This is a genomic window from Flavobacterium sp. DSR3-2 (genome assembly GCF_049896525.1).
In the GTDB taxonomy this organism is placed as follows: domain Bacteria; phylum Bacteroidota; class Bacteroidia; order Flavobacteriales; family Flavobacteriaceae; genus Flavobacterium.
The window spans coordinates 157,111-180,766 of record NZ_JAFCUM010000001.1; the positions used below are offsets into that span (position 1 = coordinate 157,111).

Here is a 23,656-nt window from a genome sequence, read left to right on the forward strand (position 1 = left end):
AAATATCTGGAGATGTTGCTGCTATAAAAAAAATCTTAAGAATACTTAATGAATTGAAAGACCATCCGTAAACAGGTGTAGGAAAACCAGAAGAGTTAAAATATGAATTAAGAGGTTTTTGGTCAAGAAGGATTAATAAAAAAGACCGACTAATATATGAAGTTCAAGAAGATATCGTAACTGTTTTTGTAGTTTCAGCATTGGGTCATTATGCATGAATAAAATTAAGTCGACAGAGGTTGACGAAATGAAATATTTTGTAATTTTTTAAACACTACTAACACCTATTTTTCTGACTAAATCGTAAATATTGACGCGATTACAGGCGGATTTAATTTTCAGAATGCATGGACAAGCGGATTTACTGTGGCGAGTGCTGTTTAGAGCGAAGTCTTTCTAGTACAATACTTTAATTAAGAGAACTTTGGTTTTTGATTAACAAGATTTTACCATTTTGTTTTCATTTTGATGAAATTATTTAAATATGTTTGTAATCAAAATATTACGAATGAATAAAACCTACTTTTTTGTTTCCATAGTCTTTTTTACACTTCAATCTGGTTTCTCACAAACTGAAAAATTAATTAAAGGCAAAGTTTTACACGAACAATTTCCTGTAGAAAAAGTTGAAGTTGCTAATTTCAATTCTAAAAAAGTCAGCATTACAAACTCAGCTGGGGAGTTTTCTATTTTGGTAAAAGCGGGCGACGAACTCATTTTTATCTCAAAAAATCATGACATCAAAAAAATTGTTTTGGATCAAAATACCATTAGCAGAAACAATCTTGTAATTTCATTGATCCTTAAACCGGAAGAATTAGAAGAAGTATTAATTACAAAAATGCCGTCAATAAAACTAAGTACTGACAAAGCATACGAACAAGGAAAAATTGACCAATTAGCTGTAGAAAAGTCAGCAAGAAGTTTAAAAACGGGCGTATACAATGGTAGTATTGAAAACGGAATGGATCTGATTCGAATTGGCAAAATGATTCTAAAGCTATTCTTAAAGGAAAAAGAGGCAGTTAAAAAAAAGGGTACTGAGATTGAATTTAAAGCATTGGCTACAACTACCTGCGATCAAAAATTTTATGTTGAAACTTTAAAATTAAAACCAGAAGAAATAGCCCTTTTTCTTCAATTTTGTGATAGTGACCCAAAATCGAAAACACTTACAGAAAATAGTAATGTTTTATCGCTGATGGATTTTTTATCTACCAAGAATATTGAATTTAAGAAGTTATGAGGCTTTAAAAAATTATACAACTTTTTTTACGCAGCAAACTGATCAATGTAAAACTGAAGACTGAACACTATCCTCTATTCAGCCACCATATACTTCCATTTAACACCGCGGCAAAACTTACCCACGCCAAATATGGAAGAAATAAATAGCCCGCAATTTTATTGATTTTGGCAAATTGAATGTACGTTTCAAAAATCATCAACCACAATACAATAATTTCTAATCCAGCTAACATCGGGTTGTGTAAGCCAAAAAATAAATACGACCACAATGCATTCAGTGCCAATTGTATCGCAAAGAAAATCAACGCTTTTTTTACTAGTTCTTTTTCGGTTTCTATTCGGTCCCAAACTAATCCGGCAGCAACACCCATCATCACATATAGCATACTCCAGACTGGTGCAAAAATCCAATTGGGCGGATTAAAACTAGGTTTTATTAAGGTTGGATACCAAGTGGTAATGGCAGAACGAGTAACCGTACCAGAGAAATAACCAATCGCAAGACACGTAACAACAACAGCTAATATTCGGGTAATTTTATTCATTTTTATATTTTTCTAATGTGAGCCAAATTTACTCAAATCTTTCTAACGATTAACTATCCAATCGAATAAACAAATAACGCAAAAAAAGTATATTTGCATAAATTTATACATTCATGATTTCAGCAACCGATTTTATTCCATCACAATATACACATTCGATTGAAGAAGGCAATTTTCAATGGAGCGCTCCCAGCAATATTGCCCTTGTAAAATATTGGGGGAAAAAAGACAATCAAATTCCTGCGAATCCTTCGGTGAGTTTTACGTTGAATAATTGTAAAACGATTACGAAATTGGCTTTCGCCAAAAAAAATACTTCAACTGCGCTAAACATAAAAGATGATTTTTCTTTTGACTTACTTTTTGAAGGACAATCAAAAGAAGATTTCAAGCCAAAAATCCAAAAATTCCTGGAGCGAATCGAAATCTATTTGCCGTTTTTGAAAGACTACCATTTTACGATTGACACGGAAAATACGTTTCCGCACAGTTCGGGAATCGCTTCATCAGCATCTGGAATGGCAGCTTTGGCGATGAACTTGATGAGTTTAGAAAAAGTATTAAATCCTGAAATGACCGAGGAATATTTCTATCAGAAAGCGTCTTTATTAGCACGTTTGGGTTCAGGAAGCGCTTGCAGAAGTGTAAAAGGACAAGTTGTAGTGTGGGGAAATCATGCAAATATCTCCGGAAGTTCGGATTTATTTGGCGTGGAATTTCCAAATGCGGTACATGCTAATTTCAAGAATTTTCAAGATACTATTTTACTAGTTGACAAAGGTGAGAAACAAGTTTCAAGTACCGTGGGACATGATTTGATGCACAACCATCCTTTTGCCGAAAGGCGATTTGCACAGGCGCACGAAAATTTAGACCAATTGATTTCAATTTTCGAAAGTGGGAATCTGGACGAATTCATCAAAATTGTAGAGAGCGAAGCCTTAACTTTACATGCCATGATGATGACTTCGATGCCTTATTTTATATTAATGAAACCGAACACGTTGGAGATTATAAATGCGATTTGGAAATTTAGAAATAAAACTAAAATTCCAGTTTGTTTCACACTGGATGCCGGCGCAAATGTGCATGTTTTATACCCTGAAAATGTAGCCGAAAAAGTTTTACAATTTATTAAGAACGAATTAGTTGGCTATTGTCAAAATGGTCAGTACATTTGTGACGAAATTGGAAATGGCGCTGTGTTGATTTGATTTATTTTTTTCCTATCTTTATTTTTTAAAGAGCTGAAATTATGGATCTTCAATCAGAGAAATTAGAATTGATAAAAATGTTGTTAAAAACAAATGACAAAGTTATAATTGAGGCTGTAAAAAACATTTTCAAATCAGAGAAAAAAGATGTTTGGAAACAATTATCTCCCGAACAAAAAGAACAAATTGATCTGGGAATCCAAGAAGCAAATCGCGGCGACCAAGTTGATTTATAAAAAGCACTTTACAAATACCTAATTATCAACCCCAAATTGCTAATTTACAATACCATATGAAAGGACCTTTATTTTATTCAAAAATATTACTCTTTGGAGAATACGGAATTATCCGTGACTCAAAAGGGCTTTCAATTCCATATAATTTTTATAATGGCGCGCTTAAAAGGGATGAAAATCCAACTGAAGAAGCCATTAAATCTAATGGTAACTTAAGACGTTTTGTAACGTATTTAGAAACCTTACAAAATGAACAATCCGATTTAGTTACTTTTGATTTAGCAACGTTGAAAAACGATGTGGAAACCGGAATGTATTTTGATTCCAGTATTCCTCAAGGCTATGGTGTAGGTAGTAGTGGCGCACTTGTAGCCGCCATTTACGATAAATATGCACAAAATAAAATTACGGTTCTGGAGAATTTAACGCGTGAAAAATTATTGCAGTTAAAAAATATATTTTCTCAAATGGAGAGTTTTTTCCACGGGAAAAGTTCTGGTTTAGATCCTTTGAACAGTTATTTGAGTATCCCGATTCTGATTAATTCTAAAGATAATATTGAAGCAACCGGAATTCCAACACAAAGCTTTGACGGAAAAGGCGCAGTGTTTTTATTAGATTCTGGAATTGTAGGTGAAACGGCTCCAATGGTGAATATTTTCATGGAAAACTTGAAAGACAAAGGTTTCCGTGCCATGTTGAAAAATCAATTTGTGAAATATACAGATGCTTGTGTAGAAAATTTCCTTGGCGGAGACATGAAATCATTGTTCATGAACACCAAGAAATTATCAAAAGTAGTTTTGAATAACTTCAAACCAATGATTCCGGAACAATTTCACGGAATTTGGCAACAAGGAATTGACAGCAATGATTACTATTTAAAACTATGCGGTTCTGGCGGTGGCGGTTACATCTTAGGTTTCACCGAAGATTTAGAAAAAGCAAAAGCATCGCTAAAAGATTATAAACTTGAGGTCGTTTATCAGTTTTAAACATCCTCTCCTCAACCCTCTCCAAAGTAGAGGGAGGAGAAAAGCTAAAATAGCATCCTTATTATTGGGAGCACATTCTTAAATAAATCTAAATGTTAAGCAGGCAGCACAAACTTCTCCTAATGAAAATTGCAAGTTTGTTCTCTGTGGTTAGAGGCTATAACATTCCCGTCATTATTTTGGCACAATACCTTTCGGCCATATTTATTTTGGCTCCTGAAAAAAGAGCGTTGGATATCCTGCTTGACTTCCAATTATTCATTCTGGTTTTCGCTTCATCCCTCACGATTGCTTCGGGATATATCATCAATAACTTTTATGACAGTCAAAAGGATTTAATCAATCGGCCAAATAAGTCGATGCTGGATCGATTGGTGAGTCAAAAAACCAAACTAAATGTCTATTTTACGCTCAATTTTATTGTGGCTTTGATGGCTTTATTTGTTTCCTGGCGCGTATTTTTATTCTTTTCGGGCTATATATTTTTCATCTGGTTTTATTCCCACAAAATAAAAAAATACCCAATAATAGGAAACCTGACTGCTGCTTTACTGGCTGTTTTGCCTTTTTTTGCAATCCTGTTGTATTTTTACACTCGGATTCCATTTGAAGAAATTGAAAATTATAAAAGACAATTAGGCGTCATTTTTTCTCATGCGGCTTTTTTGTTTTTGCTATTGTTGATTCGGGAAATGGTAAAGGATTTAGAAAACCTAAAAGGAGATTTAGCGAATGATTATAAAACGATTCCTATTGTTTACGGAGAAAAAATTTCAAAAAAAATCATTACCTTTTTGACTATTCTGACAATTCTTCCAGTGTACGCTTTAATCGATATTTACGATGTGGGTTACATGGATGTATATTTTTATTTTTGTCTGATTATTCTAATTTTCTTCTTATTATACTTATGGAAATCAAATGCGAAGCCACAGTTTTTACTGCTTCATAACACCTTAAAATTCCTAATTGTAGCTGGTGTTTTTTGCATAGTGTTGATTAATCCGAGTGTTTTGTGGCACGGAAAAAGGTTGTTAATGGTATAATTTGGCCATTTATTACTATTATAAAATAGGATAAAAAACCATTACCTTCAATGCTCACAGATACCCCCATTGGCTTCGCCCCGATTACTTCACATAGCTTTTATTCACATCGGAGTTCAGTGAATTTCATTTGCAACGGCATCCTTTCTTGTCTTGAACTTGTTTCAGGATCCTGAAACAACTTCAGGACAAGAAAGATAAAGTGGAAAGCGGGAAATAGCTCCAAAAAACGAAGCTAAAACGTATTAATTAGCTTATTAGCTAGGCAGTTAGCGTTTTTATAATTGGCTGTTATTGATTGTCAACTATATAAACAGTATCTTTGCACAAATTATTGGAATATTATGAATAACAAGGAAGGCAATAATAAGAAAAGTGGTCCAAGAGCAGCTAGCTCAAGACCAAGTTCGAATAAGCCAAAACCTGCCATGCAGAAGCGCGCTCAAGGGCCGAAAAAAGTTAAAGTAAATACTAAAGTTGCCGATATCGCTACTGATAAAGTAGAGAAAAAACCAAATCAAGCACCAAAGAGACCGAAAGTAAAAGACGAAATTCGTTTGAATAAATACATTGCTAATTCTGGTGCGTGCTCGCGTCGTGATGCTGATATTTATATTCAATCCGGGACTGTGAAAGTAAACGGAATTCCTGTAACCGAAATGGGATACATGGTAAAACCTGGGGATGTTGTAAATTTTGACGGTGCCACTTTGACTCCGGAGAAAAAAGTTTATATCTTACTTAACAAACCAAAAAACTTTACAACTGCGATGGACGAAGGTCAGGAATATCGTAATGTATTAGAACTGGTGAAAGGTTCTACAACTGCAAAAATTGGCGCAGTGGGAAGAATGGACAAGAATACAACAGGTTTGCTATTGTTTACGAATGACACTGATATGATTCGTAAGTTTACGTTACCAAGTCAAAAATCATCAAAAATATACCAAGTGTCATTAGACAAAAACTTGAAATTTGAGGATTTAGAAAAAATAAACAAAGGTTTGACTCTTGACGGTCACCGCGTTTTTGTGGAAGATGTAAGTTACATCGATGGTGAAGCGAAAAGTGAAATTGGTTTGCAACTACGATCCGCTAATGTGAAAGTGGTTCGTAATATTTTTGAACACTTTAGTTATGATGTATTGCGAATTGACAGAGTTGCTTTTGCTGGCTTGACCAAAAAGAATTTACCAAGAGGAAACTGGAGGTTGCTTACTGAACAAGAAATCATCAATTTGAAGAACGTTTAATATTTCTTTGAAATTATAAAAATGAAATCCCTTTTGCACAGCGAAATGGGATTTTTTTAATTACAAATCCAACCCAACATCAATATGACACCTGAAAAATTACAATCAATTGCTTTTAAATGGTTTGAAACTTTCAATAATAAAGAATTAGAAAAACTATTGTCTTTGTATGACGAAGATGCCGTTCATTTTAGTCCAAAACTAAAAATGTACAAACCGGAAAGTAACGGTTTTGTTACTGGCAAGGAAGCCTTGCGGGAATGGTGGAAAGATGCTTTTGAGCGGATGCCAAGTTTGAATTACAAAGTAAAATCGGTTACTGCCAATGGTGACCGCGTTTTTATGGAATATATAAGAACGGTTACTGGAGAAGAGGATTTGCTGGTGGCTGAAGTACTGGACATAAGGGAAGACAAAATTATTGCTTCCCGAGTATATCACGGATAATACCTTTTTAAAGAACAATAAAAAACCCTACAAAACATTATTTATGTTGTAGGGTTTTCGTTTTAAAAGAAAATTATAATTATCCTTTTAATTTTTTAAGCGGTTCTGATTTTTTGTTTAAACCACGTTTTCTCAACAGCGGTTCAATACTTGGTTCAGCACCACGGAAACGTTTGTACAGAACCATCGGATCTTCGGTCCCGCCTCTTTCCAATACATTCTCACGGAATAATTTAGCTTTTTCAGGATTAAATAAAGTAGTTGTCTTGAATGCTTCAAAAGCATCCGTGTCCAAAACTCCTGACCAGATGTAGCTATAATAGCCGGAAGAATAGCCTCCAGAGAATATATGACTGAAATATGTACTGCGATATCTTGGGATGATCGATTGAATTAACCCAATTTTTGTCATCGCTGCTTTTTCGAAAGTATTTGCATCAACGGTGATGTCTTTGGTTTGAGAATGGTATTCTAAATCCAATAACGAAGCCGCCAGATATTCCGTTGTAGCAAAACCTTGATCAAAAGTTCCTGCTTTTTTTAATTTATTTACTAAGGCTTCTGGAATTACTTCGCCCGTTTTATAATGCTTTGCATACATTTTCAACACTTCCGGTTCTGCTGCCCAATTCTCCATAATTTGAGAAGGAAGTTCCACAAAATCTCTCGGAACACTTGTTCCCGCTAAACTTTTATAGGTCACATTCGACAACAATCCGTGTAAAGAATGTCCAAATTCGTGAAAGAAAGTCGTTACTTCATCAAAAGTCAAAAGTGCCGGAGCATTTGCTGATGGTTTTGTGAAATTACAAACGATAGAAACTACCGGAGCGACACGTTTTCCATCAACCGTTTTCTGACTTCTGTACGAGGTCATCCAAGCACCGCCACGTTTTGATTCACGAGGATGAAAATCCATATATAAAACACCCAAATGCGTACCATCTTTTTCTGTCACTTCCCAAACAGTTGCGTCTTCATGGTATTTTGGAACGTTGGTCAACGCCTTGAATTGTATTCCGTATAATTTTTCGGTTACCTGAAAAACTCCTTTTCTAACATTCTCTAAACTGAAATACGGTTTCAACTCTTCTTCGTCTAGATCAAAACGTTCTTTTCTAATTTTCTCTGTGTAATATCTCCAGTCATACGGTTGCACAGCACCTTTTATGCCTTCTTTAGCCATCATTTTCTGAATATCCGCGGCTTCCGTTTTTGCTATTTCCAAAGCTGGTTTCCACAAATCATTCAAAAGCTTATTTACATTTTCCGGAGTTTTAGCCATTGATTCTTCCAAGACATAATTGGAATGTGATTTATAGCCCAACAATCGTGCTTTTTGTCCACGAAGATTTGCTAATTCAACGGCATTCTTCTTATTATCAAATTCATTGTCCTGATTGCCTCTGGTTTGGTACGCATTCCAAATTTGCTTGCGCAATTCTCGATTAGAACTGTATTGAAGAAATGGCATCACACTGGAATTAGAAAGGGTGAAAACCCATTTTCCTTCTTTGCCTTTTGCTTTGGCATCAACAGCAGCAGCATCAATTAATCCTTGTGGCAATCCGGCTAAATCTTTTTTGGAATCAATAACCATTTCGTACGAATTGGTTTCCGCCAAAATGTTCTGACCGTATTTCAAACTGATTAACGAAAGATCTCCGTTTATTTTACGTAATATTTCTTTATCAGCATTTGATAAATTGGCACCACTACGAACGAAATCTTTGTACGCATTGTCTAAAATTTTAGCTTGTTCTAAATTTAAGCCTAGCGTTTCTTTTTTGCCCCAAAGCATTTTTACTTTTGCGAATAATTTCTCGTTCAGGTAAATATTATCTCTGTGCGCGGAAAGATTTGGCGCCATTTCTTTGGCAATATTCTGAATCTCTTTATTGGTATTCGCCGAATTCAGATTAGAAAAAACCGTGTTCACATTTGACAATAATTCCCCGGCATTTTCCATAGCAAGAATCGTATTCTCAAAAGTGGTCGGCTGCGTATTATTTGCAATTGCATTAATTTCAGCTTGATGCGAACTGATTCCTTCTAAAATAGCCGGTTTGAAATGTTCATTTTTAATTTTGTCGAAAGGCGGCACATTAAATGGCGTGTCGTAAGCTTGAAAAAATGGATTCATAGTCGTGTTTTCTTTTTTCTCTTGTGCTTCAATTGTTAGCATATTCCCAATGACTAACAAAATGAAAAAGGATTTTTTTCTCATTTAGGTGTAATTAATTAGAATAGTAAATTTAGCAGAAATCTATTAAAAACAAGGGGTACGATAGCGCGTTAACTAAATTTTATGACAAACAAAGATATTTTTGCAAACGAAAAATTACTCTTACATTTGAAATTGAAAAAAAAAACAATAAATTAGCTCAATCTATTACCAAATATTCATATGAAAAAAATAACCACACTTTTACTTTCCGTAGCCACTTCATTATTGCTGGTTAATTGTAAATCGGAAGAAAAAAAACAAGACTTCAGCAGTCTGACAAAAAATTACTTTGACGACAAAAATGCTATGAATCCGCTGGATGCGACTCAAAGTGGTCAAAACCAATACAACGATCAGTTGCAATTTGAAATGACGGACAGTTTCAGAAAATCGCAAGAAGCTTTCTTTAATAAATACCAATCGGCATTGCAAAACATTGCCGTCGACGATTTATCCGAAGAAGAAAAAAACAGTTACGAAATTATTAAATGGGAAGTTGAGATTGGTAAAGACTTATTGAAACAACCTACAAATTTACTTCCTGTGCATCAATTTTGGGGAACTCACCTTACGATGGGACAATTTGCGGGAGGAACTGGTGCGCAACCTTTTAAAACTGAAAAAGATTATACCAATTTCCTGAAAAGAATGGACAAATATTCCGTTTGGATAGATTCAGCGATGGTGTATATGAAAAAAGGAATTGCAAAAGGTGTTGTATTACCAAAATCGTTAACGGTAAAACTGATACCACAATTTGCAGAAATGGCGACGCCAAATGTAGAAGACAATTTATTTTACTCGGCTATAAAATTGATGCCTGCCTCTTTCCCTGACGGCATCAAAGAAGATTTAACAGCAAAATATACTGCGACAATCAATACCAAACTGATTCCACAATATAAAAAAATGGCCGATTTCTTAACTAAAGAATATCTTCCTGCCTCCAGATCTACAAGCGGAATAGGAAGTTTGCCTTTTGGAAAGGATTTATATGCCACGTATGTAAAACAATGGACCACAACCGAAATGACTCCCGAACAAATTCATGCATTGGGATTAAAAGAAGTAGCGAGATTGAACGCAGAAATGGAAAAGGTAAAAACCCAAGTAGGCTTCAAGGGCACTTTATTGGAATTCTTTGAAGAGGTTCGAAACAAAAAAGAATTAAAACCTTTCACAAAACCAGAAGAAGTTATCGCAAACTTTCAAAGCATTTACACACGGATTAAACCAAATGTTGATAAATTATTCGCATTGCAACCCAAAACGAAATTTGAAATTAGAAGAACGGAAGCTTTTAGAGAAAAAACAGCCAGTGCGGAGTACAATCAAGGAACTGCTGACGGTACGCGCCCCGGTATTTTCTATGTTCCAATTCCTGATGTAGCAAATTATAATATGTATGGCGATGAGGATTTGTTTTTGCATGAAGCGATTCCGGGTCATCATTTTCAAATATCCCTGCAACAAGAAAATCAAAGTCTTCCTGATTTTAGAAAATTTAATTGGTTTGGCGCTTATGGCGAAGGTTGGGCTTTATACACGGAAAGTTTAGGAAAAGAATTGGGATTGTATCAAGATCCATATCAATATTTTGGGATGCTGGGCAATGAAATGCACCGAGCGGTTCGATTGGTAGTTGACACCGGATTACACTCCAAAGGTTGGACCAGAGAGCAAGCCATCAAATATTCCTTAGCAAACGAAGCCGAAAGTGAAGCCAGTATTATTCCGGAAATAGAGCGTTATATGGCAATACCAGGACAAGCATTGTCGTATAAAATTGGTCAATTAAAAATCATGGAGCTACGCAAAAAAGCGGAAACTAAAATGGGCTCTAAATTTGATATTAAAAAATTCCATGAAAAAGTATTGGAATCCGGAGTAATGCCATTAGCATTATTGGAAAAGAAAATTAATGCGTGGATTGAAAACAAATAATTTTCAATTATAGGTATAAAAAAAGCTTCTCGATTGAGAAGCTTTTTTTGTGCGGATAATAGGACTCGAACCTACACGCCTTGCGGCACCAGATCCTAAGTCTGGCATGTCTACCAATTTCACCATATCCGCGAAATTCTGAGTGCAAAGATACACTTAACTTCCAATTTTCAAAGCAATTTTTACAAAAATTATTCATACTCTTTTTTGTATTTTTGAAATTATAAATAAATTCAAATAATGGAAAATATTAAAGCATACGTTCAAGAACACAAAGATCGCTTTATCAACGAGTTAATCGAATTATTAAAAATCCCATCCGTAAGTGCCGACACCGCCTATTCACACGATGTTTTTGAAACAGCTGATGCCGTAAAAGCCAGTTTAGAAAAAGCAGGCTGTGATTTCGTGGAAATTTGCGATACACCGGGATACCCAATTGTTTATGGTGAAAAAATCATAGATAAATCCCTGCCAACAATTTTGGTTTATGGTCATTATGATGTTCAACCACCAGATCCTATGGAGTTATGGACTTCTCCTCCATTTGAACCCATGATCAAGAAAACCGAAATCCATCCTGACGGCGCTATTTTTGCCCGTGGCGCTTGCGATGATAAAGGCCAGATGTACATGCACGTGAAAGCATTGGAATATATGGTTCAATCGAATACTTTGCCGTGTAACGTGAAGTTTATGATTGAAGGCGAAGAGGAAATTGGGTCCAAAAGCTTGAGCTGGTTTGTAGAACGCAATCAGGAAAAACTAAAAAATGACGTGATTTTAATTTCGGACACCGGAATGATTTCTAATCAACAACCGTCAATTACAACAGGGTTACGTGGATTAAGTTATGTAGAAGTCGAAGTTACAGGACCAAACCGTGATTTACATTCCGGATTATATGGAGGAGCGGTTGCCAATCCAATCAATATTTTAGCCAAGATGATTGCTTCACTTCATGATGAAAATAATCATATTACCATCCCTGGTTTTTATGATAATGTAGCAGAATTATCGTTGGAAGAAAGAGCTGAAATGGCCAAAGCGCCTTTCAATTTAGAAAATTACAAAAAAGCATTGGACTTAAATGACGTTTACGGTGAAAGCGGCTATGTAACGAACGAAAGAAATTCCATTCGCCCTACTTTGGACGTCAACGGAATCTGGGGCGGCTACACCGGAGAAGGTGCCAAAACCGTGATTGCAAGCAAAGCTTTCGCTAAAATCTCGATGCGTTTGGTTCCTAATCAGGATTGGGAACAAATCACGGAATTATTCACAAAACACTTCACAAGCCTTGCTCCTGCCGGCGTTACCGTAAAAGTAAAACCACATCATGGCGGACAAGGTTATGTAACGCCAACAGACAGTATTGGCTATAAAGCCGCGAATATGGCGTATACGGAAACCTTTGGCGTTCCCGCAATTCCCGTGCGTTCCGGAGGAAGTATTCCTATCGTGGCGTTGTTCGAAAAAGAGTTGAAAAGCAAAACTATTTTGATGGGATTTGGTCTGGACAGTGATGCCATTCACTCGCCAAACGAACATTTCGGAATCTTCAATTACCTGAAAGGGATTGAAACCATTCCGTTGTTTTACAAATATTTTGTCGAGTTATCTAAATAAATTTCCTTCATTAAATACTACATCCGCTCTAAACAGGGCGGATTTTTTTTGGGCGTTTCCCGCTGAAAATAGCGGGTCAGGCTGTCCGTTCTCAATCTTTTTATTTTTTGAAACAAAAAAATAAAAAGGATTTCCACTCCCATCCTTAACGCAAATCCCTGACCACCAATATATTTTTCATAAAAATTTGTTTATTTCAATTTATATTCTACATTTGTAGAGCAATGTTTTAATCTGTAGAATATGAAAGTCCAAACTCCTTATAAAATTATTATTATTCTTTTATGCATAAGCCTCAGTGGCTGTAAAATTAATCAAACCAAAAACGGATTAAAAACAGGTAAATGGAATGAAAGTGAGAAATATATGAACATCGAATCCAATGCAACAGGAAGATACAAAAAAGGAGATAAAACAGGAACTTGGAGAGCATTCATCAGCGATAAATTACTTTCAAAAGAAAAGTATAAAAAAAACAGTTGCCACATCATCAAATACCACGACACTGGAACGATTCAACAAATAGGTGTTTCCAAGAAAGCCATTATAAATTCAAAAACCGAATGGCTACCCACAGGAGAATGGAAATTCTACGACTCCGAAGGGGTTTTACTTGGAACCAAAATTTATGAAAAAGGAATACCAATTCAAGAAATTTACACCAAATAAAAAATAAACATGCAACAACTAACGAACGCCGAAGAACAATTAATGGAACACCTTTGGAAACTCGAAAAAGCATTCATGAAAGACTTGCTGGAAGCCTATCCAAAACCAAAACCGGCAACTACAACCGTGGCTACTTTATTGAAAAGAATGATTGACAAACAATTTGTAGCGTATAATGAATTTGGAAACTCTCGGGAATATTACTCTTTGGTCAAGAAAACCGATTATTTCTCGAAACACGTCAACGGATTGATAAGTAATTTTTTCAACAATTCGGCTTCGCAATTTGCTTCTTTCTTTACCACCGAAACTAATTTATCGCAAACGGAACTGGAAGATCTCAAGAAAATAATAGACAGTGAAATTCAAAAAAAGAAAAAATGAACGACTTTCTAATCAAATCGACAATTACTTTATTCGTATTACTGGCAGTGTATTATTTGTTTTTGGAAAAAGAAAAAATGCATGTATTCAATCGGTTTTACTTATTGTTCAGTCTTGTTTTTTCGATGGTGATTCCATTTATAACCATCGAAGTTATTGAGAAAATAGTACAACCTATAATCAATCCAGGAAATATCCAAATACTGCAAGGAAGCGCAGTAATAATAGAAGAAACAAACTATCTGGCAATAGGATCATGGAGTTTATATGCTGTAGTAACGCTCATTTTGGCGGTACGTTTTATCAGCAATATCATCAAGATTTCGACTAAAATGAAGTCGAATACAGCAATTGATTATAAGAATGCCAAATTGATGTTGATCCCCGAAAAAACGCTACCGCACACTTTCCTGAATACGATTTTCATCAACGAAACGGAATACAACAACCGTCAAATTGAAGCTGAATTGTACACGCACGAACTCACGCATGTAACCCAAAAACACACTTTGGATATTTTATTCATTGAACTATTGAAAACCGTTTTCTGGTTCAACCCTATTTTTATTTTTTACAAAAAAGCCATACAACTCAACCACGAATTTCTTGCTGACGAGAAAGTAGTGAAATCGTATAACAACGTTCCGTTCTACCAATCTTTATTATTATCGAAAGCGAACGAGAACCAAACTTTTTACTTGGCCAGTAATTTGAATTATTTAATAACTAAAAAACGATTACTTATGATGACAAAAACCACATCAAAAACAGAAGCTTTATTAAGAAAAGCGATGCTCATGCCGATAGTAGCTACATTATTATTTTTACTGTGTACGAAAGTCGCTGCACAAGAAACCAATGTAAAAAAGGAAACTACTCCTAAAAAGTCCGAAAATATATTTAAAACGTATTATGACAAAACTACTTTTAAAATCAAAGATGAAAAAGGAAAGGTCGCCAGCGAAAAAAAATACAATGAACTAACTCCTGTAGAAAAGAGAGCTATACCTTCTATCTTGTCAAAACAAAAAAAATTACCTACAAATGAGGAACTTCTGGCGACTTTAAGCAAAGGAGCTCCCGAAATAATTGAAATAGACACATTCAATTCTGAAAATAAGTTTGTCCAAAAAGGGGAAAATGAAGTTTATAATACTGCTGGAATAACCGAAAAACCAGATTTTCCGGGAGGAATTATGGAATTTTACAAATTTGTCGGCAATAATTTTAAAACTCCAGAACAACCTAACTTAAAAGGAAAAGTATACATCACCTTTATAGTAGAAAAAGACGGCAGTTTAAGCGACATAAAAAACATACGAGATATTGGTTTTGGAACCGGTGAAGAAGCGATACGTGTTTTGAAAACATGCCCGAAATGGATTCCCGGAAAACTGAACGGCGTTCCTGTTAGAGTAATGTATAGCTTACCAATCACAATTCAATCTGGAAAGGTGTAATTGTAAAAAAAAGAAATCCGCTTCTACTTCTGAAGCGGATTTATAAAACTAACGTTTTATGGATTTTAGATGGTAGGGAATTCGTCACCTCGAAATTTTCTACTTTGCAGAAAAGGTGATGCGAAACTTTAATTTCACTAAATTCCATCTATATCGAAACAGCTGTTGTGCGATTTTTGCTTTATTTAATTTCAGATTCAGTAATCTTTTTCTTGTCCATTTCTTTTTCTAATACTTCTTCAGCAATTATTCTTTGGTCGTATTTTTTCATTGGTGAATTAGACTTATATAGAACCTTACCGCAAGGTACAACTTTGCTAGAACCATCTAAATGAATTTCTTGGTCATCAAAGAAAATATGTGCTCCAAAAGCTTTCAATACATTATCTTTCGATAAACCTCCCATAAAATATGCTTCATCTACATATACACCCCAATGCCTTAAAGTTTTGATTACTCTCATATGACTTGGAGCATTTCTTGCAGTCACTATTGCAATTCGTAATGGAGTCAATTCAATTGTCATTGGAAGTTTTTCTTGAATTTTGGATAACTTTTTAAGTAACTCAGCGAAAGGACCTTCATTTAATGGAACATCCTCATTTTCTTCTTCGTGCTTATGGAATGCTTCTAAATCTTGTGTTTTATATATTAGTTCAGATTCTTCTGAAAAAACTACAGCATCAGCATCAAATGCAAATTTGACACGTTCTGTCTCGGGATTGTAGTCTAAAGGTGCGTTATAGATTAAAGCAGTAGCACAATTTGAATTATCAATAACTTTTTGTACTTCTTTTTCGTCTTTAGAAAGAAACAAATCAATATCAAATGCATCTAAAAAAGGTGATAAAGGTTCACCTCCGGAAAAAGCCCATCTTGTTAAGGGTAAGTCATAATGTTTAATTGCTTTTAATACTCTTACTCCAGTTTCAGGACTATTCCTGGACATAACCACAACTTCCACAATTGGTTTTTTTGGGTCTACATAGTCATTTAACTTTAATAACGCTTGTATTAATGGAAAAGCTGTTCCTTTTTCAAGTAATTCATCTTCGTGTTCTAATTGATATTTTCTAAAACCTACAATATTTTCCTTTTTGAAGATTTCATTTTCTTTTTCAAGATTAAATAAAGCTCTTGAAGAAACACCTACTACTAAAATTTCTGAAAAGTCTAATGCCATAATTATTCCTTAATTGTTAAGAGGTTTATTTTTGCCCGGTCGCGCAACGTTTTGCTGCTTTGAGATGGCTGGACTTTAATAAACGCCCAGTTTTCGGCTTAACGAAAAATTGATGCGAAACTATAATTCCACTAAATTATAGCTAGCTCAAAATGGCTGTTAGATACCGTAATTTATTTTGTTATTATGTTCTCAATATTTGATTCGACATACTCTTCAAGATCTTGTGAATTTTCAATTCCAATTACTCTTCTAAGTCTATTGTTTTTAAGTTTTATATCTAAAAATTCTCTTCCAAATCTTTGTTTAACCATTATAAACTTTATATCGTCAAATAAAATTTCGCTCTGATTTGACCTAAGTAGATTTAGAATGAAAATGACAAAATGTGCTATTCCAATAAATAAACCTGTCCAAAGTAAGAATTGATCGCTTGTTTTCAAGTATCTCCAAACAGAAATTGTTCCATAAATTGTCCAAATACCTGAACTGAATAATTGAATTCTGTTTAGTTTCCTTGAATTGTCCGAAATTTTGACCTTGTCGGCTTCAAAGGAAATTTCACCTTTTTTTAGTTTAAATGTCTGTATCATTTTTTTCTTATTATGGTTGCTAACTTTATGCCACTTTGAGATGGCTGGAAGTTCGTAAACACTCAATTTTCGGCTTAACGAAAACTTGATGCGAAACGGTAATTCCATTAAATTCCAGCTAGCTCAAAACAGCTGTTGTTCCTAGTACTTTATTAATCAATTTAGTCTAGTTTAGATAAAATTTCATTAATAATATCTGCATTGTTAGCTTCCTTTTCTGTTAATGGTTTCTCTGTTAACGACTTCGTTTTTAAATATAACTCTAAACTAGATTTTGAACCAAAAACAAATCTTTCAGAGTTTGCCATTTGCTGGTAGTTAGAGGTTATTCTTGCACTTTTACTTCTAACATCTTCATATGTTTTTCTGAATATTCTATTCTCATTTCCTTTTTCCACTTCTGGAATTAAAATCAACATATGTTTTGAATCTAAAGGTAGGTATAATAAATTTTCGTGATTAAAAGGAACAACTCTTTCCGTTTTTGGGTTACTTGCAACAACAGGATTATCACTAGTAACATATTCACAATTTTCATTATTTAATTTTGCGACAACAATTGCATCAAATTTACTTCGCAATGCAATTAGTTTAAATGCTGTTTCTAATTGGATTAAAATCATTCCGGGTTGACGCTCATCATTAAACTCTTTTGTGAATTCTTCCAAACTTTTTCCAGCAATTGAGATTTTTTCTCCTTCATAATTGAAATAATCTTTACCTGTTTGCTCGCAAAGTTCAAACATTTGAGCAAAAACTCTACTCATTAAATTTCGACTTAGATTTACCCATTTTGTTGTTCTGTAATACATTGTCACAACTGTTGAAATAATTAAGCTTCTTTCTTCGGAAGTAATTTCAATTTTATTCGGATTGATTAATATTTCGTATATTTTATCATAATGTTGTTCTAGTTCATCTGCATAAAATTTTTCTATTGCCATTTTCTGTTCAATAGTTTCTCCAGAAAGAGTATAAAGATTTTTTTCTAAAGCAACATTTTTAATATTCCTTTCAAATATTTTCTCGTTTTCATTTTCAATGTTCGGAAGAACATTAATGAAATTCTCTGCGCCATTTAGAAAACCAAAATGTTTTAAGTATGTTCGAGGAACATAATGTTGTCTTTTTACTAAATTTGCCATTAAATGTTCTTTTTATTACGATTTTCCAGAGTATTACGCACAACTTGCATGTAGGTCTGATAAAATCAGACCTATCACCCCACATTTAGAGAGATAGGTCTGACAGCGAGCAGTGTTTATTTCTTCCCAAATATATTAAAATTTTCTTACAATTTAGTAAAATAAACAGCGTGTCTTTGGAATGCGTTGCGTGAGGGATGGCAACGAAAATCCTTTATGTTTTTTCTTTAAAAACATAAAGATTGCAGCGAACAGCCCGACCCGAAGTTGCCAGGAGGAACGACGAAGCAATCTGCAGGGTCACTCCCAAAAACACTTCTCAAAAAAACAGGACACTAAATCCTCTTCATATTCTCTCTAAACTCTTTACGAAAACTCCATAGTGTTAACGGATGTTCAATTGGTTCCCCCGCAAAAACAGGAAAGGCTGTTCAAACCGGGTTTTTTTGTTAGCGCTGCGCAAGCAACGAAACTCTGGTTGTTTCTGATAATTTTAGTCAAATAATTCATTAGTAAATAGATTTTGCTCAAGAATTATTTTGTCTTCTAAACCTTTATCCACAAGCCATTCTAAAAATCTTAAGACTTTGTCTTGTTCCATCATTCCACAATTAAGTTCATTACCAAAGTGAGGAATTGTAAAGGATAAGGATTTTTCTATATCTATATTCTCTAGATCATACTTACTTAAGCTGCGTTGTAAAATAATTGTTGATTCTTCCAGATTATTTTTCACAAATAAGAAACCACTTTTTGTAGCCTTTATAAAACGCGAATAATATTCTTTGTGCTGTATTAAATTCTCTCTTTTTGTCAATACAACAGGCGAATAACAGTAAGGAATTTTAAATTGATCTAATGTAAACTTGTTTAACTGAATGTTCTTTCCATTTGCTTCAATACCTTCCCAGTTGTCAAAAATCCAGGTCGCGTCAGCTTGACCATTTAATAAAGTATTCCAAATACCAAGTTTGTCAGGATAAACTAATTTCAAATCTCCTTCCCCTCCGTCGTTCTTTATCATTTCTTTTACAATGTAGTCTTCATAACGTGCTTTGTATGAGGCATACGTTTTGCCGTCAAGAAATTTTGGTGCTGTAATATTTGATTTTTTGAGTGATACAATAGAACTTAAATCTTCCTGCAAAATGGCATAAATCGCTATTGCATGAACCTGATTTGCTTTATTATTCAAACTTATTACAGTCTCAAATGGAGCAATTGCAAAGTCAGCAATATCAAGTTCTAACTTTTTTCCTGGTGTCATCAGGTAATTATCATCTTTAGGATTTAAAATCTCAAGGTCTATTCCTTGTTTACTGTAAAACCCCAATTCTTTTGCGATTAAAAATCCAATGTGATTTGTGTTGGGTGTCCAGTCAAGTGCTAGTTTAAGGTTAATCATTATTATGTATATTTTATTTAAAATTACTGCTTACTTTTAAATAGCCAAAACAAACCTTCGTGCACACGTATATTTTGGTAGATTAGCAAAAGTTTGTTTCGCTTTGCGTTTTCCAAATATAATTAAATTTTCTTACAATTCAGTAAAAAAAACCGCTCAACATGTAGAATGCGTTGCGTGAGGGATGGTAGCGAAAATCCTTTATGTTTTTTCTTTAAAAACATAAAGATTGCAGCGAACAGCCCGACCCAAAGTTGCGAGGAGGAACGACGAAGCAATCTGAAGGGTCACGCCCATACTTCGGCTACGCTCAGCATAAATAAAGAATTTTAAAAAACAAATCCGCTTCAAAAGAAGCGGATTTATCAAACTACAAATCTAAAAAAAACTACTAACTAAACTCTTTATCAGGATTGTATCCTAAATACGGCATGGATTGTTCCTTGAAAACAACACCGTATTCCTCTAATTCTTTCAAAATAGGAACATAGACTTCTTTACGAATGGGTAATTGAACTCCAGGAGTTGTAATTTTACCATTCAGTATTAATAATGTTGCCATTGCAACAGGTAAGCCTACTGTTTTTGCCATCGCTGTATACGTCTGGTCGTCGCCAATGCAAACCATTTTGGAATCAATTTGTTCTTTTTTGCCATTTAATTCGTATCCAAATTTGTGATACATGACAATCATATCTTTATCATCTTGCTGGAGCGTCCAACTATCAGTCAAGATTTTTTCCAGAATTTGTGCCGGAGTGGCATTCTTCAAACTTACTTTTTTGTTTGGATTGAACAAATCGAGTTCCAACAATTTGTCCCACATAATATCATCCTGATCAATTTTAAGAATCAAACGAGTCTTAATTTCCACTGAATCCGTTGGATGATACGGCAAGAAAGAATTCACAAATTCCCTGTAACTCATGTTTTCAGAATCCTCCATGACGTAACTGTCATCTGTCATTCCTAATTGCACAAACATATTCCAAGCTTTAGAAAAACCGACTCTTCGGATTGTTCCTCTGTATAAAGTAAGTATATTATCTAAACCATAGACACTTCGGTATTTTAGGGAATCCCGATTCGAATAGCCTTCAAATCGCCCATATCCTTCCACCTGCAAAAACTCGGTTCTTCGAAACAAATTACAGTACGGTATGTATTTATACGTTCCTTCCTGAATAAATTTGGCAGCGCCTCCTTGTCCTGCCAAAACCACATTGCGTGGCGCCCACGTAAATTTATAATTCCAGAGATTGGTATCGGATTCTGGCGCAACCAGTCCACCACAAAATGACTCAAAAAGAAGTATCTTTCCTCCTTTATCCTTTATTTCATCAATCACTTTCATGGCACTCATGTGGTCAATCCCAGGATCTAGCCCAATTTCGTTCATGAAAATGAGATTATTCTCTTTCGCCGCCGCATCTAATTGCTGCATAGCATCACTCACGTACGAAGCGGTAACAAGATGTTTTTTATAAATAATACAATCTTTGGCCACTTGAATATGCAAATGAGCCGGCAACATCGAAATGACAATATCAGCAATTTGAATCGCTTTTTTTCTTTGATCTTCATCAAAAATATCCAACGCAATAGCCGTTGCATTGGCGTGATTGTTCGTCTTTTTTTGGGCTAAAGCCAAAGACAAATCACCTATAACAAGATGCAAATTCTCTTTTTCAGATTTATTTAAAAGATACTGAATTAGAGACGAAGCTGATCTTCCTGCCCCAATGATTAAAATTGTTTTCATTTTTTTTATTTATAACACAAACATACAAAAATGTTGTATTTATAACAAATTGAAGTGAAATATTTTGGGTTAAATAAATAGGCATTTGTACTATTTAACGGTAAGAAAGTAAAACAATAATTGTAAATACTTTTAAATTCATTTGAGATGAAATACTTTTGCAGTAAAGACTAGCATAATGAAAAGAAAATTAATTATCACAGCAGCCATTCTAGGCATGATCGCTATAATTTTAGGTGCTTTTGGAGCACACGCCTTAAAAAAAGTACTCTCTATCGAGCAATTAGTTACTTTTGAAACTGGCGTTCGCTACCAAATGTACCATGCGCTGTTTTTATTGTTCATAGGACTACTGGACAACGTCACTGAAAAAACAAAAAAAACAATCTGCTTCTTAGTCGTTTTTGGTGTAATTTTATTCTCCGGCTCTATTTATTTATTGGCTACAAACGACCTTACTGCTTTTGATTTTAAATCAATTGGATTTCTGACACCCATCGGCGGACTACTGTTAATAATGGCTTGGGGTGTTTTATTGGCATCTTCTTTAAATAAAAAAGCACAAAATTAAAAGAATCAAAGGCTAACTGAAATATAATTTCTATTTTTGCTGCCTATAAAAAAGTAACTACAACAATAAATTTATGGACAATAACACACTTTTCTCGCAATCGATTTCGTTAAAAGAATTAGGAATTGAAAATGCAAAAATTCATTACCAGTTATCCCCTGAAGAATTACACGACATAACAATAAAATCAGGTCAAGGAGTTGAAAGCTCAACAGGCGCTTTAGCAGTTAATACAGGCGAATATACTGGCCGTTCTCCGCAAGACCGATATATAGTAAAAGATAGCATCAGTGAAAATAAAGTTTGGTGGGGAAAAGTAAATATCCCTTTTGAACCAGCTGCGTTTGAAGCGCTTTACAACAAAGTAACTTCCTACTTATCTAACAGAGAAGTTTATGTAAGAGATTCATACGTATGCGCTGATCCAAATTACAGATTAAATGTTAGAGTAGTCACAGAAACGCCTTGGGCAAATTTATTTTGTTACAATATGTTTTTAAGACCTGAAACGGAAGAATTAGCAGACTTCGACCCAGAATGGACTTTACTTTGCGTGCCTAGCTTTATGGCAGATCCAATTATAGACGGAACACGTCAGAGCAATTTTGCAATTCTTGATTTTACACGGAAAATAGTTTTAATAGGCGGAACCGGATATACAGGTGAAATGAAAAAGGGAATTTTCTCTGCCTTGAATTTCATTTTGCCAGTTTTCAAAAATACGTTACCAATGCACTGTAGTGCCAACGTTGGGAAAGATGGTGATACAGCTATCTTCTTTGGATTATCAGGAACCGGAAAAACAACTTTATCAGCTGATCCTAACAGAAAATTAATTGGTGACGACGAACATGGCTGGACAAATGAAAATACCGTTTTCAACTTTGAAGGAGGCTGTTACGCGAAAGTGATAAACCTTTCTGAAGAAAATGAACCAGATATTTTCCGCGCTATAAAAAAAGGAGCAATCCTGGAAAATGTAGTATTTAAAAAAGATACTAATGAAGTTGATTTTGAGGACATTTCCATCACACAAAACACCAGAGTGAGTTATCCTATTTATCATATTGATAATATTCAACCAGGATCTATCGGCGAAAATCCAAAAAATATATTTTTCTTGACTGCCGATTCGTTCGGAATATTACCTCCAATTTCAAAACTAACCCCAGGACAGGCAGCATACCATTTTATATCAGGATATACTGCGAAAGTTGCGGGTACAGAAGCCGGAATTACAGAACCGCAACCTAATTTTTCTGCTTGTTTCGGCGCACCATTTATGCCATTACACCCAACTAAATATGCGGAAATGTTGAGCAAAAAAATGAAAGATGCCAATGTAAAAGTGTGGTTAATCAATACAGGCTGGACAGGAGGACCTTACGGAGTAGGAAGTCGAATGAAATTAAAATACACGCGAGCCATGATCACCGCCGCCTTAAACGGAGAATTGGACGATGTGGCTTACGAAAATCACGCAGTATTTGGCATTGCAAAACCGCAAACCTGTCCAAATGTTCCTAGTGAAATATTGAATCCTAGAAATACATGGGAAGACCCAGAACAATACGATAAAAAAGCAGTAGAGTTAGCCCAAAAATTTAAAGATAATTTCGCCAAATTTGAAGAATTTGCTAATGCTGAAATTATGGCAGGAGCTCCTTTAGCTTAAGTTAATTATAATTCAAAAAGCTCTA

General features: G+C 34.7%; 21 protein-coding genes, 1 tRNA gene and 1 pseudogene. 15 read left to right on the forward strand and 8 right to left on the reverse strand.

What is annotated here, in order from left to right; genetic code table 11:
• Positions 1-83: 83 nt before the first annotated feature.
• Together ACP7AV_RS00645 and ACP7AV_RS00650 are read left to right on the forward strand one after the other, a co-directional pair.
• Positions 84-218, forward strand: a pseudogene (locus ACP7AV_RS00645) (type II toxin-antitoxin system YoeB family toxin); the annotation flags it as partial.
• 290 nt (positions 219-508) lie between these two features.
• The gene (locus ACP7AV_RS00650; RefSeq protein WP_426090356.1) at positions 509-1,246 is read left to right on the forward strand and encodes a hypothetical protein; all 738 of its coding nucleotides are present in this window, start codon (positions 509-511) and stop codon (positions 1,244-1,246) included.
• 67 nt (positions 1,247-1,313) lie between these two features.
• Here the strand turns inward: ACP7AV_RS00650 and ACP7AV_RS00655 are convergent, their stop codons facing one another.
• Complete coding sequence (locus ACP7AV_RS00655) at positions 1,314-1,793, reverse strand: TspO/MBR family protein (protein WP_426090357.1); 480 nt, start codon at positions 1,791-1,793, stop codon at positions 1,314-1,316.
• A 113-nt stretch (positions 1,794-1,906) separates the two neighbouring features.
• On the opposite strand from ACP7AV_RS00655, the gene ACP7AV_RS00660 reads away from it, so the two are divergent.
• The 6 genes from ACP7AV_RS00660 (at position 1,907) to ACP7AV_RS00685 (ending at position 6,984) form a co-directional block, all read left to right on the forward strand.
• Entirely contained in the window at positions 1,907-3,007 is a 1,101-nt protein-coding gene (locus ACP7AV_RS00660) for a diphosphomevalonate/mevalonate 3,5-bisphosphate decarboxylase family protein (protein WP_426090358.1), read from the forward strand.
• Positions 3,008-3,048: 41 nt separating this feature from the next.
• Positions 3,049-3,243 carry a hypothetical protein gene (locus ACP7AV_RS00665; RefSeq protein WP_426064529.1) on the forward strand — a complete coding sequence of 65 codons (195 nt, stop codon included), beginning with the start codon at positions 3,049-3,051 and terminating at the stop codon, positions 3,241-3,243.
• A 56-nt stretch (positions 3,244-3,299) separates the two neighbouring features.
• Positions 3,300-4,238 carry a mevalonate kinase family protein gene (locus tag ACP7AV_RS00670; protein WP_091204376.1) on the forward strand — a complete coding sequence of 313 codons (939 nt, stop codon included), beginning with the start codon at positions 3,300-3,302 and terminating at the stop codon, positions 4,236-4,238.
• 92 nt (positions 4,239-4,330) lie between these two features.
• Complete coding sequence (locus ACP7AV_RS00675; protein ID WP_426090359.1) at positions 4,331-5,284, forward strand: geranylgeranylglycerol-phosphate geranylgeranyltransferase; 954 nt, start codon at positions 4,331-4,333, stop codon at positions 5,282-5,284.
• Positions 5,285-5,628: 344 nt separating this feature from the next.
• On the forward strand, positions 5,629-6,537 hold the full coding sequence (locus tag ACP7AV_RS00680) for a pseudouridine synthase (RefSeq protein ID WP_426090360.1): 909 nt from the start codon (positions 5,629-5,631) through the stop codon (positions 6,535-6,537).
• A gap of 84 nt (positions 6,538-6,621) precedes the next feature.
• Complete coding sequence (locus ACP7AV_RS00685) at positions 6,622-6,984, forward strand: nuclear transport factor 2 family protein (protein WP_426064533.1); 363 nt, start codon at positions 6,622-6,624, stop codon at positions 6,982-6,984.
• Positions 6,985-7,063: 79 nt separating this feature from the next.
• On the opposite strand, the gene ACP7AV_RS00690 is transcribed toward ACP7AV_RS00685, so the two are convergent.
• On the reverse strand, positions 7,064-9,211 hold the full coding sequence (locus tag ACP7AV_RS00690) for a M3 family metallopeptidase (protein ID WP_426090361.1): 2,148 nt from the start codon (positions 9,209-9,211) through the stop codon (positions 7,064-7,066).
• Between the two features lie 180 nt (positions 9,212-9,391).
• On the opposite strand from ACP7AV_RS00690, the gene ACP7AV_RS00695 reads away from it, so the two are divergent.
• Positions 9,392-11,155, forward strand: coding sequence for a DUF885 domain-containing protein (locus tag ACP7AV_RS00695; RefSeq protein ID WP_426090362.1), 1,764 nt, complete (start codon positions 9,392-9,394; stop codon positions 11,153-11,155).
• A 50-nt stretch (positions 11,156-11,205) separates the two neighbouring features.
• On the opposite strand, the gene ACP7AV_RS00700 is transcribed toward ACP7AV_RS00695, so the two are convergent.
• Positions 11,206-11,287, reverse strand: a tRNA-Leu gene (locus ACP7AV_RS00700).
• Between the two features lie 108 nt (positions 11,288-11,395).
• On the opposite strand from ACP7AV_RS00700, the gene ACP7AV_RS00705 reads away from it, so the two are divergent.
• The 4 genes from ACP7AV_RS00705 to ACP7AV_RS00720 all read left to right on the forward strand — a co-directional run bounded on the left by ACP7AV_RS00705 (position 11,396) and on the right by ACP7AV_RS00720 (position 15,297).
• On the forward strand, positions 11,396-12,784 hold the full coding sequence (locus tag ACP7AV_RS00705; RefSeq protein ID WP_426090363.1) for a dipeptidase: 1,389 nt from the start codon (positions 11,396-11,398) through the stop codon (positions 12,782-12,784).
• Between the two features lie 243 nt (positions 12,785-13,027).
• The gene (locus tag ACP7AV_RS00710; protein WP_426090364.1) at positions 13,028-13,453 is read left to right on the forward strand and encodes a hypothetical protein; all 426 of its coding nucleotides are present in this window, start codon (positions 13,028-13,030) and stop codon (positions 13,451-13,453) included.
• 9 nt (positions 13,454-13,462) lie between these two features.
• Positions 13,463-13,837 (forward strand): BlaI/MecI/CopY family transcriptional regulator, encoded by a 375-nt coding sequence (locus ACP7AV_RS00715; protein ID WP_426090365.1) that lies wholly within the window; start codon positions 13,463-13,465, stop codon positions 13,835-13,837.
• Positions 13,834-15,297, forward strand: a complete 1,464-nt coding sequence (locus ACP7AV_RS00720) for an energy transducer TonB (protein ID WP_426090366.1) — start codon at positions 13,834-13,836, stop codon at positions 15,295-15,297. The genes ACP7AV_RS00715 and ACP7AV_RS00720 overlap by 4 nt, the downstream gene beginning before the upstream one ends.
• Positions 15,298-15,478: 181 nt before the next feature.
• Here ACP7AV_RS00720 and ACP7AV_RS00725 read toward each other — a convergent pair whose 3' ends face one another.
• The 5 genes from ACP7AV_RS00725 to ACP7AV_RS00745 all read right to left on the reverse strand — a co-directional run bounded on the left by ACP7AV_RS00725 (position 15,479) and on the right by ACP7AV_RS00745 (position 21,385).
• Complete coding sequence (locus tag ACP7AV_RS00725) at positions 15,479-16,480, reverse strand: 5'-nucleotidase (RefSeq protein WP_426090367.1); 1,002 nt, start codon at positions 16,478-16,480, stop codon at positions 15,479-15,481.
• Positions 16,481-16,653: 173 nt separating this feature from the next.
• Positions 16,654-17,073: a hypothetical protein gene (locus ACP7AV_RS00730; RefSeq protein WP_426090368.1), complete on the reverse strand. Its 420-nt coding sequence runs from the start codon at positions 17,071-17,073 to the stop codon at positions 16,654-16,656.
• 161 nt (positions 17,074-17,234) lie between these two features.
• Positions 17,235-18,218 carry a DUF4238 domain-containing protein gene (locus tag ACP7AV_RS00735; protein ID WP_426090369.1) on the reverse strand — a complete coding sequence of 328 codons (984 nt, stop codon included), beginning with the start codon at positions 18,216-18,218 and terminating at the stop codon, positions 17,235-17,237.
• Between the two features lie 493 nt (positions 18,219-18,711).
• On the reverse strand, positions 18,712-19,623 hold the full coding sequence (locus ACP7AV_RS00740) for an ABC transporter substrate-binding protein (protein ID WP_426090370.1): 912 nt from the start codon (positions 19,621-19,623) through the stop codon (positions 18,712-18,714).
• 391 nt (positions 19,624-20,014) lie between these two features.
• The gene (locus ACP7AV_RS00745; RefSeq protein ID WP_426090371.1) at positions 20,015-21,385 is read right to left on the reverse strand and encodes a saccharopine dehydrogenase family protein; all 1,371 of its coding nucleotides are present in this window, start codon (positions 21,383-21,385) and stop codon (positions 20,015-20,017) included.
• A 178-nt stretch (positions 21,386-21,563) separates the two neighbouring features.
• On the opposite strand from ACP7AV_RS00745, the gene ACP7AV_RS00750 reads away from it, so the two are divergent.
• Together ACP7AV_RS00750 and pckA are read left to right on the forward strand one after the other, a co-directional pair.
• Positions 21,564-21,956, forward strand: coding sequence for a DUF423 domain-containing protein (locus ACP7AV_RS00750; RefSeq protein ID WP_426062735.1), 393 nt, complete (start codon positions 21,564-21,566; stop codon positions 21,954-21,956).
• Positions 21,957-22,029: 73 nt separating this feature from the next.
• Complete coding sequence (pckA, locus tag ACP7AV_RS00755; RefSeq protein WP_426090372.1) at positions 22,030-23,631, forward strand: phosphoenolpyruvate carboxykinase (ATP); 1,602 nt, start codon at positions 22,030-22,032, stop codon at positions 23,629-23,631.
• Positions 23,632-23,656 lie beyond the last annotated feature (25 nt).

Coding starts and splice junctions, on each gene's coding strand:
- ACP7AV_RS00685 (WP_426064533.1), top strand. CDS start 6,622: ATGACACCTGAAAAATTACAATCAATTGCTTTTAAATGGTTTGAAACT.
- ACP7AV_RS00670 (WP_091204376.1), top strand. CDS start 3,300: ATGAAAGGACCTTTATTTTATTCAAAAATATTACTCTTTGGAGAATAC.
- ACP7AV_RS00730 (WP_426090368.1), bottom strand. CDS start 17,073: ATGATACAGACATTTAAACTAAAAAAAGGTGAAATTTCCTTTGAAGCC.
- ACP7AV_RS00750 (WP_426062735.1), top strand. CDS start 21,564: ATGAAAAGAAAATTAATTATCACAGCAGCCATTCTAGGCATGATCGCT.
- ACP7AV_RS00665 (WP_426064529.1), top strand. CDS start 3,049: ATGGATCTTCAATCAGAGAAATTAGAATTGATAAAAATGTTGTTAAAA.
- pckA (WP_426090372.1), top strand. CDS start 22,030: ATGGACAATAACACACTTTTCTCGCAATCGATTTCGTTAAAAGAATTA.
- ACP7AV_RS00695 (WP_426090362.1), top strand. CDS start 9,392: ATGAAAAAAATAACCACACTTTTACTTTCCGTAGCCACTTCATTATTG.
- ACP7AV_RS00650 (WP_426090356.1), top strand. CDS start 509: ATGAATAAAACCTACTTTTTTGTTTCCATAGTCTTTTTTACACTTCAA.
- ACP7AV_RS00690 (WP_426090361.1), bottom strand. CDS start 9,211: ATGAGAAAAAAATCCTTTTTCATTTTGTTAGTCATTGGGAATATGCTA.
- ACP7AV_RS00740 (WP_426090370.1), bottom strand. CDS start 19,623: ATGATTAACCTTAAACTAGCACTTGACTGGACACCCAACACAAATCAC.
- ACP7AV_RS00710 (WP_426090364.1), top strand. CDS start 13,028: ATGAAAGTCCAAACTCCTTATAAAATTATTATTATTCTTTTATGCATA.
- ACP7AV_RS00745 (WP_426090371.1), bottom strand. CDS start 21,385: ATGAAAACAATTTTAATCATTGGGGCAGGAAGATCAGCTTCGTCTCTA.
- ACP7AV_RS00660 (WP_426090358.1), top strand. CDS start 1,907: ATGATTTCAGCAACCGATTTTATTCCATCACAATATACACATTCGATT.
- ACP7AV_RS00725 (WP_426090367.1), bottom strand. CDS start 16,480: ATGGCATTAGACTTTTCAGAAATTTTAGTAGTAGGTGTTTCTTCAAGA.
- ACP7AV_RS00655 (WP_426090357.1), bottom strand. CDS start 1,793: ATGAATAAAATTACCCGAATATTAGCTGTTGTTGTTACGTGTCTTGCG.
- ACP7AV_RS00675 (WP_426090359.1), top strand. CDS start 4,331: ATGTTAAGCAGGCAGCACAAACTTCTCCTAATGAAAATTGCAAGTTTG.
- ACP7AV_RS00720 (WP_426090366.1), top strand. CDS start 13,834: ATGAACGACTTTCTAATCAAATCGACAATTACTTTATTCGTATTACTG.
- ACP7AV_RS00680 (WP_426090360.1), top strand. CDS start 5,629: ATGAATAACAAGGAAGGCAATAATAAGAAAAGTGGTCCAAGAGCAGCT.
- ACP7AV_RS00735 (WP_426090369.1), bottom strand. CDS start 18,218: ATGGCAAATTTAGTAAAAAGACAACATTATGTTCCTCGAACATACTTA.
- ACP7AV_RS00705 (WP_426090363.1), top strand. CDS start 11,396: ATGGAAAATATTAAAGCATACGTTCAAGAACACAAAGATCGCTTTATC.
- ACP7AV_RS00715 (WP_426090365.1), top strand. CDS start 13,463: ATGCAACAACTAACGAACGCCGAAGAACAATTAATGGAACACCTTTGG.